Origin of the sequence: Streptomyces cellostaticus, assembly GCF_001513965.1 — a bacterium.
In the GTDB taxonomy this organism is placed as follows: domain Bacteria; phylum Actinomycetota; class Actinomycetes; order Streptomycetales; family Streptomycetaceae; genus Streptomyces; species Streptomyces cellostaticus.
Genome location: NZ_KQ948022.1, coordinates 17767 through 36751, shown reverse-complemented (window position 1 = coordinate 36751; position 18985 = coordinate 17767). Strand labels below are relative to the sequence as shown.

The following is an 18985-nucleotide window of genomic DNA, read 5'->3' as shown; positions in this document are numbered from 1 at the left end:
TCGGAGCAGAGCCGACGTACGACCGCTGGAGGAGCCCGTGCCGTCCACCGCCCGCCCGCTGCGCAAGCTGGGCTTCCTCACGATCGGTCTGTTCGACGCGGCCGCCCCGGGCCGGGGCCACGAGTCCACGCTGGAGATCATCGAGCTGGGCGAACGGCTGGGCTTCGACAGCGCCTGGGTCCGGCACCGCCATCTCCAGTACGGCATCTCGTCCCCGGTCGCGGTGCTGGCCGCGGCCTCGCAGCGCACCCGCCGCATCCAGCTGGGCACCGCGGTGATCCCGCTGGGCTGGGAGAACCCGCTGCGCCTCGCCGAGGACCTGGCGACGGTGGACCTGCTGTCCGGCGGCCGGCTGAACCCCGGGGTCAGCGTGGGCCCGCCGATGCACTTCGAGCAGGTGAAGGAGGCCCTGTACCCGGACACAGCGGACGCCGAGGACTTCAGCTACGAGCGGGTGCGGCGGCTGCTGGACTTCGTGCGCGGCAAACCGGCCACCGACTTCAGCGGGGTGGAGGGCTTCGAAGTGTTCTCGGACGTCGTCCAGCCGCACTCCCCCGGGCTCGGCCGACGGCTGTGGTACGGCGGCGCAAGCCTCGGCTCGGCACGCTGGGCGGGCGAGCACGGCATGAACTTCCTGACCAGCAGCGTGGTCAAGGCAGAGGATCCGGACGGCCCGCTGGACTTCGCGGAGATCCAGCTCGGCCACATCCGCGCCTTCCGCGCCCAGCACCCCGACGGAGACACGGCCCGTGTCTCCCAGGGCCTGGTGGTGATCCCCACCGACTCCGCGAACCCCGAGCAGCGGGCCAAGTACGAGGCGTACGCGGCCGAGCGCCTCCCCCGGACGGCCTCCCCGCAGGGCCCGGCGCGGCTCCTCTTCGCCCCCGATCTGGTCGGCACCTCCGACGAACTGGCCGAGCGGCTGCACGCGCACGCCGCGTTCCGCGAGATCGACGAGGTGGCGTTCGCGCTGCCGTTCACCTTCGAGCACGAGGACTACATACAGATCCTGACGGACATGGCGACGAAGCTGGGCCCGGCCCTGGGGTGGCGGCCCGCGGACTGACTCACCAGCGGCCCGCCTCCAGGTGGGCGTTGCGGCTGGGGGCCAGGTGGCTCGTGGCCCGGTTGTCCCAGAAGGCGACGCTGCCGGGCTCCCAGCGCAAGCGGACCGTGTACTCGGGGCGGACCGCCTGCTCCAGCAGACCTCGACACCCTCGGCGACAGAGCCCCGCGGGCTCGTGCCGGCCGGTACGGTGCCGGTGGCTACCGGGGACCCGACGGTCCGGCCACCGCGGCCAGCGCGGTGATCGCCTGCGCCAGCGGTCGCTCCCGGCCCTGGCCCTCGATGCCGAGCGCGGCGGCCAGGGCGCCCGGATCACCACTGCGGACGGCCGCCCACACCCGGTCGGCGGGGTCGGTGCCCTCGGCTGCGGGCGGGGTGTCCAGCCAGTACCGGACCCGCTGGAAGGCGTACGTCGGCAGCTCCACCCGGCGCACCGGGCGGCCGGTGAACACCGCGGGCCAGTTCCACCCCACACCGTCCACGAAGAGTTCCGCGAGCGTGGCGAACAAGGCGTCCGGAGCGGGCCGTTCGGAGTCCAGCACGGTGTGCTGGACCGCAAGGACCGTGCCGTCGGCGAAGGCCGCCGTCCGGGCGTCGAGGACGATGCCGCGCAGCCCGGGTGCGGGCGGTCCGGACTGTGCGGCCGCCGCCCCCGACCGCCCGCGGGCTCCGGGTGCCCGCAGCAGCGCGGCCCAGTGCTCGGGCGAACGCAGGCGGTCGGCCGCCACCGGCGCACCGTTCTCCTCCAGGACGGGGAGCCGGGGGGCCGCGTAGGTTGTCTCGGCGGTGACGCGGTCGAGGGCGTCGCCGCCGGTGTCCGCCGTCAGCAGCACGCACGCGTCGGCGAGGGACAGCACCCCTGCCGCGTGGGCCGCCGGGAGCGCGCCGAGCCCTTGGCCGAGCACACAGTCCGGCCGCAGGCCCCACGCCTGGAGCAGCCGGAACAGCCCGACCTGGAGGGCGAATTCCGAGAGGGCCAGCTCGGGCGCGTACTGCCGCACCTCGCCGACGGCGACCGCGAACGCCGGGAATTCCTGGGCGAGTTGGCCGATGGCCGACGCCGCCCAGGGCTGCGTCGCGCCGCCGGTGCCGGAGCCCGGGAAGGCGGGGAACACCAGTGCCCGCCGGCCCGTGGCGGCCTCGCCCGTGTGGACCGGGGGCGGGGCCGTCCGGCCCGCCGCGAGCGCGGTCAGCCCGTGCAGCAGGGCCGTGCGGTCCGTTCCCGTCACCGCCGCCCGGTGCGGGAGCGCGGCCCGGCCCGCGGACAGGGTGAACGCCACGTCCTGGGTGCCGAGTTGCGGATGTGCCGACAGATGCGCGGCCAGCCGGGCGGCCTGCTCCCGCAGCGCCGCCGTGCTGCGTGCCGACAGGACCCACGGCAGCGCGGCGGTCTCCTGGGGCATGCCCTGGGACTCCCTCTCCGGTACCGGACCCTCTTCGAGGACGAGGTGGACGTTGGTGCCGCTCGCCCCGAACGAGGAGACGCCGGCGCGGCGCGGCCGGTCGGCGCGCGGCCACGGCACGGACTCGCCCAGCGGCCGCACCGCGGCGGCCGACCAGTCCACCTGCTCGGACGGCCGGTCCGCACCGCGCGAGGCCGGCAGCACGCCGTGCCGCATGGCCAGCGCCATGGTGATGACGGCGGCCGCTCCGGACGCGCACTGGGTGTTGCCCAGGTGCGACTTCACCGAACCCAGCCACAGCGGCCGGTCCGCCGGGCGTGCGCCTCCGTAGGCGGAGATGACGGACTGCGCTTCTATGGCGTCGCCGAGCGCGGTCCCCGAGCCGTGGCCCTCCACCGCGTCGATCCCGGCGGCATCGAGCCCGGCGTCCGCCAGCGCCTGAGCCATCACCCGCTGCTGCGCCGGGCCCGAGGGCGCGCTCAGCCCGTTGCCCGCCCCGACGTGGTTGACCGCGCTGCCGCGCACCACCGCGAGCACCGGGTGCCCGAGGCGCCGTGCGTCCGAGAGCCGCTCCAGGAGCAGGGTGCCCGCGCCCTCGGCCAGGCCCATGCCGTCGGCGTCGGCGCCGAAGGACTTGCTGCGCCCGTCGGGTGCCAGGCCGAGGAACGTGGACAGACCGCTGAACAGCACCGGCGTCGCCATCACCGTCACCCCGGACGCCAGGGCGAGGGTGCACTCCCCCTCGCGCAGGGCGCGGCAGGCCAGATGGAGGGCGAGCAGGGCGGAGGAGCACCCGGTGTCCAGGGTGATCGCGGGCCCTTCGAGGCCGAGGGTGTAGGCGACCCGGCCCGAGGCGATGCTGGCCGTGGTGCCGCCGCCGAGGTGTGCCGGCAGGTCCCGGGGCAGCCGGTCCAGCGCGCTGCCGCCCGCGTGGTGGATGATGCCGGCCGCGTAACCGCTGTGCGAGGCTCCGGCGAAGACGCCGGTCCTGCTGCCGCGCAGGGAGAGGGGGTCGATCCCGGCGTGCTCGATCGCCTCCCAGGACGTCTCGAGCAGGAGCCGCTGCTGCGGGTCCATGGCCGACGCCTCGTCCGGGGAGATCCCGAAGAACTCGGCGTCGAACGCGCCGGCGTCCCGGAGGAATCCGCCCAGCGGAGCCTCGCGGCCCGTCCGCGCGCCCTCGCCGCTGCCCCGGTCGGCGGGGAAGCCGGTGATCGCCTCGCCTGCGGAGGCGACCAGCTCCCACAGTTCGTCCGGGGTGCGGACGCCGCCGGGGAACCGGCAGCCCATGCCGACGATCGCGACGGGATCGGTGACGGCCTGCGCGCCATGGTCAGGGTCGTCGGGCACCGTGCGGCGGACGGCGGGGGCGGGCCGCTCCTGCTGTCGTGCGGTCGGGGCCGGCGGCTCGGGCGGCCGCGGCGGTGCGGGCAGTTCCGGGGGCTCGGCCGGTGTCAGGAACTCGGTGCGCAGGTGGTCGGCGAGCGCGGCCGGCGTCGGGTGGTCGAAGACGAGGGTGGCGGGGACGGGCCGGCCCGTCGCCGCGCTGAGTCGGTTGCGGATGTTCACCGCGCCCAGCGAATCGAGCCCCAGCTCCCGGAAGGAGCGGTCCGCCGCGACGGACTCGGCCGACGGATGCCCGAGCACCTCGGCGACGACGGACCGCACCAGGTCCCGTACGGCGCTCTCACGCTCCTGCTCCGTGAGGGCGGCCAGGCTCCGGCGCAGCGCCGCCGGCTCGTCGGGCTGTGCTGCGCTGTCCGCCTCGCTCGTGCGGCGCGCGGCCGCCTCCATCAGGCGCCGGGCCTCGGGGACGCCGGACAGCAGCGGCCTGGCGCGGGCCGAGGTGAACGCTGTGACGAAGCGGTCCCAGTCCACGGGCACCACGGTCACGCACACCTCGCCCCGGTCCAGGGCGGCCCCGAGTGCGTCGAAGGCCGGGCCGGCCGCCATGAACGGCAGCCCGCGCAGCCGCAGTTGCTCCGGGTCCACCGCCTTCGGCCGGTAGGGGTCCTGTACGTGCCACACGCCCCACGCCACCGAGGTGGCGGGCAGCCCGCGGGCCCTGCGCTGTTCGGCGAGCGCGTCGAGGTAGGCGTTGGCCGCCGCGTACGCGCCGTGTTCTCCGCTGCCCCAGATGCTCGCGACGGACGAGAAGAGGACGAAGTCGGTCAGGTCCTCGCCGTCCAGGAGTTCGGCGAGGTGATCCGCGCCGGCGGCCTTCGCGGTGAGCGACTCCTCGAACCGGGCCACGTCGATGTCGCCGAGCGGCGCGAGGTCCATCAGCGTCGCGGCGTGGATGACCGTCCCGACCTTGATGCCCTGCTCCTTGAGCGAGGCGAGCAGCTCCGCGACCGCCGTACGGTCGGCGATGTCGCAGTCCGCCACCGTCACCCGGGTGCCGAGCGCGCCCAGTTCGCCGCGCAGCTCCGCCATGCCGGGGGCCTGGGCGCCGCGCCGGCTGGTCAGCACCAGGTGCTCCGCGCCACGGCCGGACAGCCAGCGGGCGATGTGCGGGCCGAGCGTGCCGGTGGCGCCGGTCACCAAGACCGTGCCGCTCGGCCGCCAGCCGGCCGCGGTGGTCTGACCGGCCTCGGCTCGGACCAGGCGCCGGGCGTACGTCCCGGACGGCCGCAGCGCGACCTGGTCCTCCTCGCCGCCGCCCGTCAGCAGCGCGCCCAGCCGCCCCGCCCACGGTGCGTCGGCCGTGGCGGGCAGGTCGATCAGACCACCCCAGCGGTCGGGGTGCTCCAGGGCGATGACCCGCCCCATGCCCCAGACCATGGCCTGCGCCGGGTTGGTCAGCGGATCGGTGTCGGCGACCGAGACCGCGCCGCGCGTCACCAGGTGGAGCGGGAGGGCCAGTTCGGCGTCGAGCGTCGCGTGCAGCAGCGTCAGCGTGGCCGCCGCGCCGGCCGGGGCGGCGGGGTGACCGGGGTGCGGGCGCTCGTCGAGCCCGAGCAGGGAGACCAGGCCGCGCGCGGCGGGCTCCCCCGCCAGCGCGTCGCTCAACCGGGCCGCGAGGGCGGTACGGTCGCCGTGCAGGGTGTCGACGTCGCAGCGGACCACGCGACCGCCGCGCTCGGTGAGTTCCCGCGCCACCCGCCCGGCGGTCTCCTCGGCGCCGGCCCCGGCCGGGACCGCGAGCAGCCAGGTGCCGGCCGCCGCCCCCGGGGCCGGCCCGGGAAGCGGCATCCAGGTGATGCGGTAGTGCCAGTCGTCCAGCGGGATCTCCTCGCGGGACCGCTGCCGCCATGAGGTGAGGGCCGGCAGCAGGTCGCTCAGCGGCGTGGCGTCGTCCAGGCCGTCCGCCCGTACCAGCTCGGCGAGCGCGGCGACGTCACCCTGCTCGACGGCCTGCCAGAACTCCGCCTCGGCCGGTGAGCCGCCCGCCCGGCCGGCCTCGTCGACGGCGTCCTCCAGCCAGTACCGGCTGCGCTGGAAGGCGTAGGTGGGCAGATCCACCGCGTCCGCCGGACGGCCCTCTGCGGGCTTCGCCCAGTCCACGGGGCCGCCGGCTACGTGCAGTTCCGCGACCGAGGTGACGAAGCGCCGCAGTCCGCCCTCGTCGCGCAGCAGCGACGGCACGGCCGAGGCGTCCGGACGGGCGGCACCCTCGAACGTCTCGCGCAGCGCGAACGCGAGCGCGGGGTGCGTACTCACCTCGACGAAGTGGGTGAAGCCCTGCTCCAGCAGGCCGCGTACCGTCCGCTCCAGCTCGACGGGCCGGCGCAGGTTGCGGTACCAGTACGCGGCGTCCAGCCCACGGGTGTCGAACGGTCCGGCACTCACGGTGGAGTGGAACGGCACCTCGGACCGTCGCCCGGTGAGGCCGGACAGGTCGCGCAGCAGCCGTTCCTCGATCGGTTCCACGTGCCGGGAGTGGGACGCGAAGGTCGCGGTGATCCGGCGCACCCGGACCCCGTCCGCCTCCAGCGCCGTCCGCAGCTCCTCCACCGCGTCCTCGTCACCGGCGACGACGTGCGACGTGGGGCCGTTGTACGCGGCGACGCACAGGCGTGAGCCCCACCGCTCCAGGCGGCTTTCCAGCTGCTCGCGGCGGAGCGAGACGGAGAGCATCGCGCCTCGGTCGGTCACGATGCCCGCGGCCGCGCGGCTGCGCAGCGCGATGATCCGCGCCGCGTCGTCCAGGGTGAGGGCGCCGGCCACGTACGCGGCGGCCACCTCGCCCTGGCTGGACCCGGTCACCGCGTCCGGCTCCACCCCGTACGAACGCCACAGCGCCGCCAGCGCCACATTGACGGCGAACATCACCGGCTGCACCACGCTCGTCCCGCCCAGCGGCGGTGTCCCCGGCGCGCCGCGCAGCACGTCGGTCAGCGACCAGTCCACGTGGGGCGCGAGCGCGGCCTCGCACTTCTCGATCTCGGCGCGGAACACCGGTGCCGAGTCCAGCAGTTCGAGCCCCGTCGCCGCCAACTGGGCGCCCTGCCCCGGGAAGACGAAGGCCACCTTGGCGTCGGCGACCGCCGTGCCGCGCACCAGCCCCGGCGCCTGACGTCCGTCGGCCAGCGCGTCCAGCCCGGCCAGGAAGCCGGCCCGGTCGCCCGACACCACCGCGGCCCGGTGCGGGAAGGCGGTGCGGGTCGTCGCCAGCGCCTGGGCGACAGCCGCGGGATCCTCCGCGGGCCGCGCCACGACCTGCGCACGCAGCCGCTCGGCCTGGGCGCGCAGCGCGACCTCGTTCAGCGCGGAGAGCGACCAGCACTGGACGGATCCGGCCGCCTCTGGCTGTACGGATCCGGCCGGCTCGGCCTGGACGGGGACGACCCCCTCGGACTGGACAGCTCCGGTCGGCTCACGGTGAACGAGGCCGGCTGACTCCCGGTGAACGCGGCCGGCGGGCTCGCGGTGTACGAGAGTGGGCGGCTCGCTCTCCTTCTCCCCCGGCCCAGGACCGCGCTCCCCTCCTGCCTGGCCCGGCTGGGAAGCGCCCTCCACTTCGGCCAGGCCCGCCCCGGAACCAGATCCCGGGCCGGCCCCCACGCTCGCCGCCGGGCCCGGCCGCTCCGCCTGCTCCCGCTCTGCCCTCTCCGCCCACTCCTCGATGATCACGTGTGCGTTGGTGCCGCTGATGCCGAACGAGGACACGCCCGCCCGCCGCGGCGCCCCGGCCGTCTCCCACGGCTCGGCCTGTGCCGCAAGGCGCACCGTGCCGGACGACCAGTCCACCTTCGTGGAGGGCTGCGCGACCTCGCGGCCGGGCGGCAGCACCCCGTGTCCGAGCGCCTCGACGATCTTGATGACGCCGGCCACCCCGGCAGCGGCCTGGGTGTGACCGATGTTGCCCTTCACCGAGCCCAGCCACAGCGGGCGGCCCGCGGGCCGGCCCTGCCCGTACGCGGACAGCAGTGCCTGGGCCTCGATCGGGTCGCCGAGGGCGGTTCCGGTGCCGTGCGCCTCCACCGCGTCCACCTGCTCGGGCGCGAGCCGCGCGTCGGCCAGGGCCTGGGCGATCACCCGTTGCTGTGCGGGGCCGTTGGGAGCGGAGAGCCCGTTGCTCGCGCCGTCCTGGTTGACGGCCGAGCCGCGCACCACGGCGAGGACGCGGTGTCCGGCCCGCCGGGCGTCGGACAGCCGCTCCAGGACCAGCAGGCCCACGCCCTCGGCCAGCGACATCCCGTCGGCGCCCTCGGCGAACGGCCGGCACCGGCCGCCCCGGGCCAGCGCCCGCTGCCGGCTGAACTCCACGAACGACACCGGCGACGACATCACCGTGACGCCGCCCGCCAGCGCCAGCGTGCACTCGCCCCGGCGCAGCGCCTGAACGGCGAGGTGCAGCGCCACCAGCGACGAGGAGCACGCGGTGTCCAGCGTCACGGCCGGTCCCTCGAAGCCGAAGGTGTAGGCGATCCGCCCGGACATGACGCTCGCGACGTTTCCGGTGGCCAGCAGTCCTTCGGCGGCCGGCGGGGTCCGGGTCAGCCGGGCCGCGTAGTCCTGGCCGTTGCAGCCGACGAAGACACCGGTGGGAGTGGACCGCAGGGTGGCCGGATCGATCCGCGCCCGCTCGAACGCCTCCCACGCCGTCTCCAGCAGGATCCGCTGCTGCGGGTCCATGGCCAGGGCCTCACGCGGCGAGATGCCGAAGAACTCGGCGTCGAACTCCTCCGCGTCGTGCAGGAAGCCGCCCTCGCGGACATAGGTCGTGCCGGGGTGGTCCGGGTTCGGGTCGTACAGTTTCGCGGTGTCCCAGCCGCGCCCGACCGGGAATCCGCTGACGGCGTCGCCGTCGGCCGCGATGAACCGCCACAGGTCCTCGGGGGACCGGATGCCGCCGGGGTACCGGCAGCTCATCGCCACGATCGCGATCGGCTCGTGGGCCTTGGCCTCGGCCTCGGCGAGCAGGCGCTGCGAGCGCCGTACCTCACCGACCATCCGCTCGAGATAGCCGCGCATCCGTTCGTCAGTGTCCATCTCGGTTCCAGTCCTCAGCAGTGGGGGTACGGGCGGCGGGCCGGGCAGGGTTCGTGACGGCGGTGGGGCGGGAGCGGCGGGCGGCGGGTCACGCCGGGCCGAACTCCTTGTCGATGAGGGCGAACATCTCCAGGTCCGAGACCGCGGAGAGGTCCTCGGTCCCGGCCTCGCCGCCCTCGTGGGCGTGGGATGCCGACGGCGCGGAGTCCGTCGTCGTGTCCTCGAGCTTCCACAGCAGCGCGTGCAGGCGTGCCGTGGCCCGGGTGAGCGTGTCGGTGTCGGCGGCGCCGAGCGCGGCCTCCAGGGCGTCCAGCCGGTCGAACAGTGGTTCTGCGGCCGCCGCACCGCCCCTCACCGACAGCTCCTGCCGCAGCCGACGGGCGAGCAGCCCGGGGGTGGGATGGTCGAAGACGGAGACGGCGGGCAGGCGCACGCCGGTCGCGGAGTTGAGCCGGTTGCACAGTTCGACCGCCGTCTGCGACTCGAAGCCGATGTCGCGGAACGCGCGGTCCGCCAGGACGGCGTTCTTGTCCGGATGGCCCAGCACCGCAGCGGCCTGGGTGCGTACGAGTTCCTGCAACAGCCGTACCTGTTCGGCCTCGTCCAGACCGGCCAGCCGCTCCGTCCACCGCCCGCCGCCGTCAGGTACGGCGGGGAAGGATCCGGCCCCGCCGAACGGCTCGGTGCCTGAGGGAAGTCGTACGGCGGGCACGAGGTCCGCCGAGCCCGGGGTGGCCGTCTGTGTCCGCAGCACCAGGGATCCGAGTACGGCGACCGGCCGCCCGTCCTCGTCGGTCAGTTCCACGGCGATCCGGTCGGCGCCGGTGCGGCGCAGCGCGGCCCGTACGGCGGTGCGTCCGGGGGCGTGCAGCGTGATGTCGTGCCAGGAGAAGGGGCGTTGCGCCCCCTCGCCGGAGCCGTCCAGGGCCAGGGCCAGCGGTTGCAGTGCCGCGTCCAGGAGCGCCGGGTGCAGTCCGAAGCGGCCTGCCTCGGAGCGCCGGGGCAGCGGCAGGGCGACCTCGGCGAACAGTTCGTCGTCGCCGCGCCGCCACACCGACCGCAGGCCCCGGAAGGAGGGGCCGTAGCGGACGCCCGCGTCGGCGAAGCGGTCGTCCAGGCCGTCGAGTGCGAGGGGCTCGGCGCCCTCGGGCGGCCACGTGCCCGTGGCCTGGGCGCCGGCCGTGCCCGGTGTGCCGAGGGTGCCGGTGACGTACCGGCCCCAGGGTTCTGCGGGGCCGGCATCGGCGCGCCGGCCGTACACGTCCAGCGGCCGTACGCCGTCGGCGGCGGGCGCGCCCACCGCAAGCTGTACCTGTACGGCGCCGTCCGCAGGAAGCTCCAGGGGAGCCTCCAGCACCAACTCCCGTACACCGCCGCAGCCGGAGCGGGCGGCCGCATACAGAGCGAGGTCCACGAAGGCGGCCCCGGGCAGCACGGCCCTGCCGCCGGCCTCGTGCTCGGCGAGCCAGGGCTGGGCACGCCGGGACAGCCGCCCGGTGAACAGCAGCCCGCCCGACTGCACGAGGCCGACGGCGGCGGTCAGCAAGGGGTGTCCGGCGGCCTCGAGACCGGCCGAGGTGAGGCCGGTGTAGTGGCCGGCGACGGGCGGGAGCCAGTAGCTCTGCCGCTGGAAGGCGTAGGTGGGCAGGTCGACGCGCCGCGCGCCCCGGTCGGCGAACACGGCCTCCCAGTCGGGGGTGGCGCCGTTGACCTGCGCGTCGGCCAGTGACCTGTGGAACCGGCCGGCGCCCCCGTCGTCACGGCGCAGCGTGCCCACCACCGCGGCCCGGCCCAAGGAGGTGTCGCCGAGGGACGCGACGGTCTCCTCGATTCCCAGGGTGACCACCGGATGCGGGCTGACCTCGATGAAGAGCCGGTGGCCCGCGGCGAGCAGGGAGCGGGTGGCGCGTTCGAACTCCACGGTGCTGCGCAGGTTGCGGTACCAGTAGCCGGCGTCCAGACCCGTGGTGTCGATCAGCTCGCCGGTCACCGACGAGTAGAACGCGGTGTGGGCGGCGCCCGGCGCGAGGTCCGCCAGCTCGGCGAGCAATCGCTCGCGCAGGGGCTCCACCTGGGCGCAGTGCGAGGCGTAGTCCACGGCGATCCGGCGGACCCGCAGCCCGCGTTCCGCGCACCGGGCCGCGTACGCGTCGAGGGCGGTGTCCTCGCCCGCGACGACGACGGAGGCCGGCCCGTTGACGGCCGCGACGGACAACCTCCCCTGCCAGCGGGGCAGTTCGCCGCGCACATCGTCGGCGGGCAGGCCCACGGAGAGCATGCCGCCGTTGCCCGCTGCGTCCACCAGCGCCCGGCTGCGCAGGGCGACGACCCGTGCCGCGTCCGCAAGGGACAGCGCCCCGGCCACACAGGCCGCGGCGATCTCGCCCTGCGAGTGGCCCAGCACGGCGTCGGGCACCACTCCGACGGAACGCCACAGTTCGGCGAGGGACACCATGACGGCGAACAGCACCGGTTGCACGACGTCCACCCGTTCCAGGGAGGGCGCTCCGGGAGCCTGGCGCAGTACGTCCCGCACCGCGTGGTCCACATACGGTGCGAGGGCCTGGTCGCACTCCTCCAGCCGGCGTGCGAAGACGGTGGAGGAGTCCAGCAGCTCCGCTGCCATGCCCGCCCATTGGGAGCCCTGCCCGGGAAAGACGAAGACGGTGTTGCCGGTCCGGTTCACCACCCCTTCGGTGAGCTCCGCCGCGCCCTCACCGGCGGCGAGGGCGTCGAGCCCGCGCAGCAGCCCGGCACGGTCCGGGGCCACGATCGCGGCCCGGTCCTCGAAGGCCGAACGGCCTGTCGCGAGCGAGTACCCGACGTCCACCGGCCGCAGCCGGGGCCGCGCCCGCACGTACTCCCGCAGGCGTGCGGCCTGTGCGCGCAGCGCTCCGGAACCGCGCCCGGACACCACCCACACCACGGGGCCGCCGTCGGCGACGTGCGTATCCGGGGCCTCGGTGCCATACGTGTCCCCGGTGCCGGCCTGCTCCAGGATGACGTGCGCGTTCGTACCGCTGATGCCGAACGACGACACCCCGGCCCGGCGCGGGCGCCCCGTCTCGGGCCAGGGCCGCTCCTCGGTGAGCAGGTCGACCGCGCCCGCCGTCCAGTCGATCTCGGCGGAGCGCCGGTCCGCGTGCAGGGTGCGGGGAAGCACGCCGTGGCGCAGCGCGAGCACCGTCTTGATGACCCCGGCGGCGCCCGCGGCCCCGGCGGTGTGGCCGATGTTCGACTTCACCGAACCCAGCCAGAGCGGCCGGTCGGCGGGGCGCTCCCGCCCGTAGGTCCGTTGCAGGGCGCGCACCTCGATGGGATCGCCCAGCGGGGTGCCCGTGCCGTGTGCCTCCACGGCGTCCACCTCGCCGGGCGCGAGGCCCGCCGCGGCGAGCGCCTGGCGGATCACCTGTTCCTGTGCCACGCCCCGGGGTGCGGTCAGCCCGTTGCTCGCGCCGTCCTGGTTGACGGCGGACGACCGTACGAGCGCGAGGACCGGATGGCCGTGGGTACGGGCGTCCGAGAGCCGCTCCAGGAGCAGCACGCCGACGCCCTCGCTCATGCCCATGCCGTCGGCGTCCGCCGAGAAGGCCTTGGAGCGGCCGTCCTCGGCGAGTGCTCCCTGACGGCTCATCCCGATGAACCCGCCGGACGTGGCCATCACGGTGACTCCGGCGGCCAGCGCCAGCGTGCTCTCCCCGGCCCGCAGCGACTGCGCGGCCAGGTGCAGCGAGACGAGCGACGAGGAGCAGGCCGTGTCCACGGTGACGGCGGGGCCTTCGAGGCCGAGGGTGTAGGCGACCCGGCCGGACAGCACGCTCGCGGCGCCGCCCGTCACCAGATGTCCCTCCATGCCCTCGGGCGCCCGGCCCAGATCGGTACCGTAGTCGGTGTGCGCGCAGCCGACGAAGGTGCCCGTCCGGCTGCCGCGCAGCGTCGCCGGGGCGATGCCGGCCCGCTCCAGCGCCTCCCAGGACGCCTCGAGCACGAGCCGTTGCTGCGGGTCCATCGCCAGCGCCTCGCGCGGCGAAATGCCGAAGAAGGCGGCGTCGAACCGGTCCGCCTCGTACAGGAAGCCGCCCTCGCGGGTGTGGCTGCGCCCGGGCCGGTCCGGGCCCGCGCCCGCCAGCTCCTCCAGGTCCCAGCCGCGTCCGGTGGGGAATCCGGATACCGCGTCCACGCCGTCGACGACCAGCCGCCACAGCTGTTCGGGGGACTCGACGCCACCGGGGAAACGGCACGCCATCGAGACGATCGCGATCGGCTCGTCCCCTCCCGCCCCCGGCGCCGGCACCGGTGCGGCGGCCGCGGGCGCCGGTTTCGGCCCCTGGCCGAGGAGTTCCGTCAGCAGGTGTGCCGCGAGGTCGTCCGGGGTCGGGTGGTCGAAGACCGCGGTGGAGGAGAGCTGCAGACCAGTCTCCTCGCCCAGCCGCCTGCGCAGTTCCACGCCGGTGAGCGAGCCGAGACCGAGGTCACGGAACGTCTCGTGCCCGTGGATCTCCTCGGGCGCCACCTGGCCCAGGATCTCCCGCACCTGGCGGATCACCAGGTCGAGCAGCAGGGGGAGCCGGCCGGGCGGGTCCGCTGCGGCCGGCCGCCGGGTCAGCGGCTCGGCCGGACCGGCAGCGGTCCCGGTGTCTGACCACGTACCGTCTTCGGACGCTCCTGTCATGACGCTCACCTTCCTCCAGCCGCTGATGCGCCACCGTGAGCCCGGTGGGCTACCAGGCGACGGGCAGTTCCCTGATGCCGTACACGATGGAGTTCTCCCGGAAGGCGACCTGCCGCGGGTCCACGGCGAGGCGCAGGGTGGGGAAGCGGGAGAACAGGGAGTGCAGGGCGATCTCGAGCTCCATCCGGGCCAGCGGGGCGCCCAGGCAGAGGTGCTTGCCGTGGCCGAAGGCGACGTGGCGCCGCGCGTCACGGTGGATGTCGACCGTGCCCGCGCCGGGGAAGACCGCCTCGTCGTGGTTGGCACCGGGGATCGCGACGATCACACCGTCGCCCTTGCGGATGTCCGCCCCGTCCAGGTGTACGTCGACGGCGGCGGCTCTGGCCTGGTTGTCCTGCGGGATGGACCAGTAGCGCAGCAGTTCCTCGACGGCGGACGGGAACAGCTCGGGCCTCTCGCGGAGTTCGGCCAGCTGGTCCGGTGCGCACAGCAGGCTGAGCACGCTCAGACTGATCTGGTGCGCGGTGGTCTCGTGTCCCGCGACGAGGAACATCCGGGCCATCGCCACCAGATCCTCGTGGGAGAGCTCTCCGGTCGCCACGTACTTGGTGGCGAGCCGGCTGACCAGGTCGTCGCGCGGGGCGCCTTCCCGGTCGGTGGCGAGGCGGTCCAGGTACTCGGTCATCCCGACGAAGGCGTCATAGATCTTCTGCGGCTCGGCCTCCTGCGACAGCACGGTCTCGGTCTGTTCGGCCAGGGCGGCCTCGTCCCCTTCGGCCACGCCGAGGAGGCGGCCGATGACCAGGGAGGGGAGCCGGAGCGAGAAGTTGTGCACCAGGTCGACCGGGTTGGGTCCCTGCTCCAGAGCGTCGAGGAGCCGGCCGACGACCTCCTCGACCCAGGGCCGCAGCGCGCGGGTGCGGCGGGCGGTGAACTCGGTGGTGCCCATCCGGCGCAGCCGCTCGTGGTCCGGATCGTCCATCCGGTTGAAGGACATCATCCGGGGAGCGGGCGGCAGTTGGACCCGTATCGGGAAGCCGGGGTGCTGGTCGTCGGCGCTGAACCTGGGGTCGTTCAGCACCAGACGGGCGTGGTCGTGGCGGGTGACCAGCCACGCCTCTCCCCCTCGGATGCGCACCTTCACGGGGGGCTGTTCGCGCAGTTGGGCGTACTGGTCCGGTGGGGAGAAGGGGCAGGAGCGCGCCATCGGCCACTCGGCGAGCTCGGCTGAGCCTTCGGACATGGCTGGTCCTCCGGTGGGCTGCAAGGGTGCCGTCCATGGTGGCGGGCCGGGCTGATGCACTCCTGATCCCCCGCTGACGGTCCAGCGGCTTCAGCCGGCCGAGAACTCCCGGATCACGGTGTTCCGGAAGACCGCCGTACCGTCGATGGAGAACAGGGCCAGCCGGTCGTCCACCAGGTACGGGAACACCTCGGTGGAGTGCACGTACCGGCCGTCGTCGACGAACATCTCGACGGACGTGCGGTCGACGAGGATGCGCAGCCGCACCCGCCCCGCGGAGGGGTCGAACGGCGAGTGGCTCTCCTGCCGGGTGCCGCTGGTGTCGGGATTGACGGTGCCGCGCCGGTTGAGGAAGGCGTAGTCGCGGTAGACACCGGCGTCGATGTGCCGTCCGCCGTCCGGTGAGCGGCGCAACTGGGCTCCTGCGCCGGTGAGTTGCGACCAGGTGATCTCGGTCGTCAGCTCGTAGGAGATGCCCCTGTAGTCGAGGAGGCGGGAGCCGTCGACGGTGAGGTCGCCGAGGTCGAGCGTGCGGGAGACGTACGCGTCGAGTGCGGCGACCGGCTGCGAGGCGAGGTAGTAGGCGCCGGAGGAGGACTTCTTGAGTGTGACCTCGCGGACGACGGAGTCGGTGCCGTTGAAGCCGTCGGCGTCGATGGTGGGGGTGGTCTGGGCGTAGGCCCAGTTGTTCAGCCAGCCGAGGGCGTACCGTGCGGCGGGATCCACCGAGCCCGCCGCGTCCCGCTTGTCGAAGGTGACCGCCGCATACCAGTCCCAGCCGTGGTCGAGCCACTGCGGATCGGCCGAGTCGGCGGTGAACGCGCCGGCGTCGAAGGAACCGGTCCAGTACGCGTACGTGGGGGGCAGTCCGGAGGCGGTGCCGTCGGCGCTCGCGCCCAGCACCCACTTCGCGGTGCCGTCGTCGGCGGTGAGGCGGAACAGGTCGGGGCACTCCAGCACGCCGATGCCGTCCTTGACGAAACCGCCCGCGTACGTCCAGGACTTCAGGTCCGCCGAGTGATAGAAGCCGATCTTGTTGTGCTCGGCCAGGGCCATCACCCAGCGGTCGTCGTCCTCGTCGCGGATCACCTTGGGGTCGCGGAAGTCGGCCACGCCCGGGTTGGGCAGGACGGGGTCGGTGCCGTGGTTGGTGAACGTGCGGCCGCCGTCGGTGGAGTAGTACAGGAACTGCTCCTGGTGGCCGGTGCCGCCGCCGGGTGACATCGTGACGACGGCGATCACCGAACCCGCCCCGAAGCCCGCCGTGTTGCCGGTGTCGACCACGGCCGAGCCCGACCACACGTCGCCGTTGACCGTGGTGTCCTTGGGCACGGCGATGCCCCGGTCGGTGAAGGAGACCAGGTCGGTGCTGGTGGCCAGGCGCCAGGCGGTGCCCACTTCGCCGCCGGCGAGGTAGTCGGCGTTGTAGAGGTAGTAGTACCGGTACTCGCCGTCGATCCAGACCGGGCGCTGGGGGTCGTTCTTCCACTGGCCGGGGACGGTGAAGTGGTAAGCGGCGCGGTAACTCACGCAGCTGCCCGCGGACTTCGGCTTCGGCTGCGCGGCGGCGGGCGCCGCGGGCAGCAGTGCGGCGGTGGCACCCACCGCGGATCCGGCGAACAGGGCTCTCCTGGTCAACCCATCCATCACATCGTCCCTTTCACAACGAACGGCGGCTCACGTGAAACCAGGACTGTAGACCTAACTCGTTAAAGGTCAAGCGTTCGCGCACCTTGACAGCGCTGTGACCCGCTTCTCATCATCTGGGCATCACACCTTACTAACACGAGTTAGGCATGTTGATGACCGACTCGCACCTCTCCCGCCGCGCGCTGCTGCGGTACGGGTCGTACGGCGCGGGAGCCGCCGCGCTGGCCGGTACCGCCGCGAGCTGGGACCGGCTCACCGGGAACGACATCCCGGGCCGCAACGACGGCTCGCTCGTCGTCGCGACCCTGGGTTCCGCGTTCTCCCCGGACGGGATCCGCGCCCTCGTCGAGGGCTTCCGGAAGCTGCATCCCGACATCAGGGTCCGGATCAACGCGGTCCAGGCCGTCGACTGGTCGGACTTCTTCGCCAAGATCCTCACCCAGATCGCGGCGGGCACCGCGCCCGACCTGGTCTATGTGGCCACCGAGGGCGTGCAGTTGTTCGCGCGGCACCTCGGTGTGCCGCTGGACCGCTGGGCGAAGCGGGACGCCGCGGAGCTGAAGGAGTACTTCGCCGACGTCCACCCCTCGCTGGTGGAGTCGATGATGTACGAGGGCAGCCTGTACCAGCTGCCGATCGAGTTCAACGCGGCCGACATGTACCTCAACACGCAGGTGCTCAAGCGGGCGGGCGCCGACTTCCCGGCGGCCGACTGGACCCGCGACGACTTCACGGCCCTGCTGCGCCGCATGAAGAAGGCCGGCGACTCCCACTTCACGCCGTACTTCTGGACCAACCGGCTGTGGGGCGGGGTGGTGCCCTGGCTGTTCGCGAACGGCACCAACCTGCTGGCCGAGTCCAAGGCGCCCGGGGGTGCCTGGCTGTGGGACTCCTTCTATCCGGCGGCGCAGCGGCAGGGACGCGGGGGCGGCTTCCGCTGGACGACCCCGCAGGCCACCGCCGACCGGGTGGCGGAGGCGTACGACTATCTGGCCTCGCTCATCCAGGAGGACCTGTGCACCCGCCCCGAGGGCGGCAACGGCCAGAACCTCATCGGGGTCTTCTCCACCGGCCGGGTCGGGGTCACGCCGGCCGGCGGCTTCTGGGCGGGCGGTCTGCACCTGGCGGGCCTGCGGGACGACGGTTTCGACGTGCAGTACTTCCCCCGCTGGCGCACCCGGCGCCACCAGTTCGGCGCGGCGGGATACGCGTTGCTGCGCACGTCGAAGAAGCAGGACGCGGCCTGGGAATTCATCAAGTACTCGGCTCGCCGGGACACCCTGACCCGGCTGTTCACCACGAACCAGACCACCCCGGCCCGCCGTTCCATGCTGACCGGGGCCCGCTACCAGGAGACCGGCCCGGCCCACTGGCGGGTCTTCTACGACACCCTCGACACGTTCCCCGACACCGGGCCGATTCCCGCCCCACCGCAGGTCGCCGAGGTGACGCAGGTGCTGCTCAAGCACACCGGGACGGCCCTGGCGAGCCCGCGCTCGGTCGGGCCCGCGCTGCGCCGGATGCAGGGCGATCTGGAGAAGGCCATGGAGCGTGATGTATGACGAACACTCAGGTATCCGCTGTGCGGCCACGGGCCGCGTCCGCTCCGGGCACGGTCGCGGAGCGGCCCTCGGCGCGCGAACGCGGGACTCGGCTGCTGGCCGCGCTGTTCCTGGCGCCCACGGTGGTCGGCATCGTCGTCTTCACGGTCGTACCGATCATCGGCTCGGTCGTGCTGAGCCTCTTCCACTGGAACGTGATCGACTCGCCCGGCTTCGCCGGAACGGCCAACTACCGTGAGGTGTTCACGGATTCGACCGTGCTGGTCTCCTTTCGCAACACGCTCGTCTTCATGGTCTTCGCGGTCGCCGCGCAGCTCCTGATCGCTCTGGCGCTCGCGCTCACCCTGAACGGGCGGATGCCGACTTGGCTGCGCTCGGTGTTCCGTTCGGCGTTCTTCTTCCCGCTGGTGCTGTCGGCCGCGTCCATCTCGGTCGTGATGAAGTACCTGTTCAACCAGGACTTCGGAGTGATCAACTGGCTGATCGGGTGGTTCGGGATCGCTCCCGTGCCCTGGCTGACGTCCGAGCACGGCGCGCTGGCCACGGTGATCATCGTGTACGTGTGGCAGCAGTTCGGTTTCTCGTTCCTGCTGTTCGTGGGCGGGCTGAACAACATCCCGAAGGAGATCCACGAGGCCGCCGCCCTCGACGGCGCGACCGGGCTGCGCAAGCACCTGTCCATCACGCTGCCGCTGCTCTCCCCCACCCTGCTGGTGGCCTCGGTGGTCGGCATCATCAACGCGCTCCAGGTCTTCGAGCAGCCGTACGTGCTCACCGACGGCGGTCCCGGCGACTCCACCCGCACGGTGGTGATGGTCATCTACGAGAGGGCCTTCGAGCAGCTGCGCTTCGGTGAGGCGTCCGCGGTGGGCGTGCTGCTGTTCGTGCTGATCATGGCGGTGACCGCCGTCCAGTTCCGGCTCAGCCGGCGTTTCGTCCACTACCAGTGAG

5 protein-coding genes and 3 pseudogenes are annotated in these 18985 nt (G+C 73.7%); 3 read left to right on the top strand and 5 right to left on the bottom strand.

Features of this window, described 5'->3' with window-relative positions:
- The first annotated feature begins 37 nt into the window (after positions 1 to 37).
- Positions 38 to 1066 carry an LLM class flavin-dependent oxidoreductase gene (locus AQI88_RS16875; protein ID WP_066999279.1) on the top strand — a complete coding sequence of 343 codons (1029 nt, stop codon included), beginning with the start codon at positions 38 to 40 and terminating at the stop codon, positions 1064 to 1066.
- 19 nt (positions 1067 to 1085) lie between these two features.
- Here the strand turns inward: AQI88_RS16875 and AQI88_RS45045 are convergent.
- From AQI88_RS45045 to AQI88_RS16855, 5 genes and pseudogenes are all read right to left on the bottom strand, one after another.
- Positions 1086 to 1205 (bottom strand): annotated as a pseudogene (locus AQI88_RS45045) (TauD/TfdA family dioxygenase); the annotation flags it as partial.
- A 61-nt stretch (positions 1206 to 1266) separates the two neighbouring features.
- Positions 1267 to 8826: pseudogene (locus AQI88_RS47050) on the bottom strand (SDR family NAD(P)-dependent oxidoreductase); the annotation flags it as partial.
- A 169-nt stretch (positions 8827 to 8995) separates the two neighbouring features.
- Positions 8996 to 13432: pseudogene (locus AQI88_RS45040) on the bottom strand (type I polyketide synthase); the annotation flags it as partial.
- 196 nt (positions 13433 to 13628) lie between these two features.
- Positions 13629 to 14822: a cytochrome P450 gene (locus tag AQI88_RS16860; protein WP_066999270.1), complete on the bottom strand. Its 1194-nt coding sequence runs from the start codon at positions 14820 to 14822 to the stop codon at positions 13629 to 13631.
- A gap of 90 nt (positions 14823 to 14912) precedes the next feature.
- The gene (locus AQI88_RS16855; RefSeq protein WP_066999267.1) at positions 14913 to 16469 is read right to left on the bottom strand and encodes a glycoside hydrolase family 32 protein; all 1557 of its coding nucleotides are present in this window, start codon (positions 16467 to 16469) and stop codon (positions 14913 to 14915) included.
- A gap of 155 nt (positions 16470 to 16624) precedes the next feature.
- On the opposite strand from AQI88_RS16855, the gene AQI88_RS16850 reads away from it, so the two are divergent.
- Positions 16625 to 18034, top strand: a complete 1410-nt coding sequence (locus tag AQI88_RS16850) for an extracellular solute-binding protein (protein ID WP_067000007.1) — start codon at positions 16625 to 16627, stop codon at positions 18032 to 18034.
- On the top strand, positions 18031 to 18984 hold the full coding sequence (locus AQI88_RS16845; protein WP_066999264.1) for a carbohydrate ABC transporter permease: 954 nt from the start codon (positions 18031 to 18033) through the stop codon (positions 18982 to 18984). The genes AQI88_RS16850 and AQI88_RS16845 overlap by 4 nt, the downstream gene beginning before the upstream one ends.
- The last annotated feature ends 1 nt before the right edge of the window (position 18985 follow it).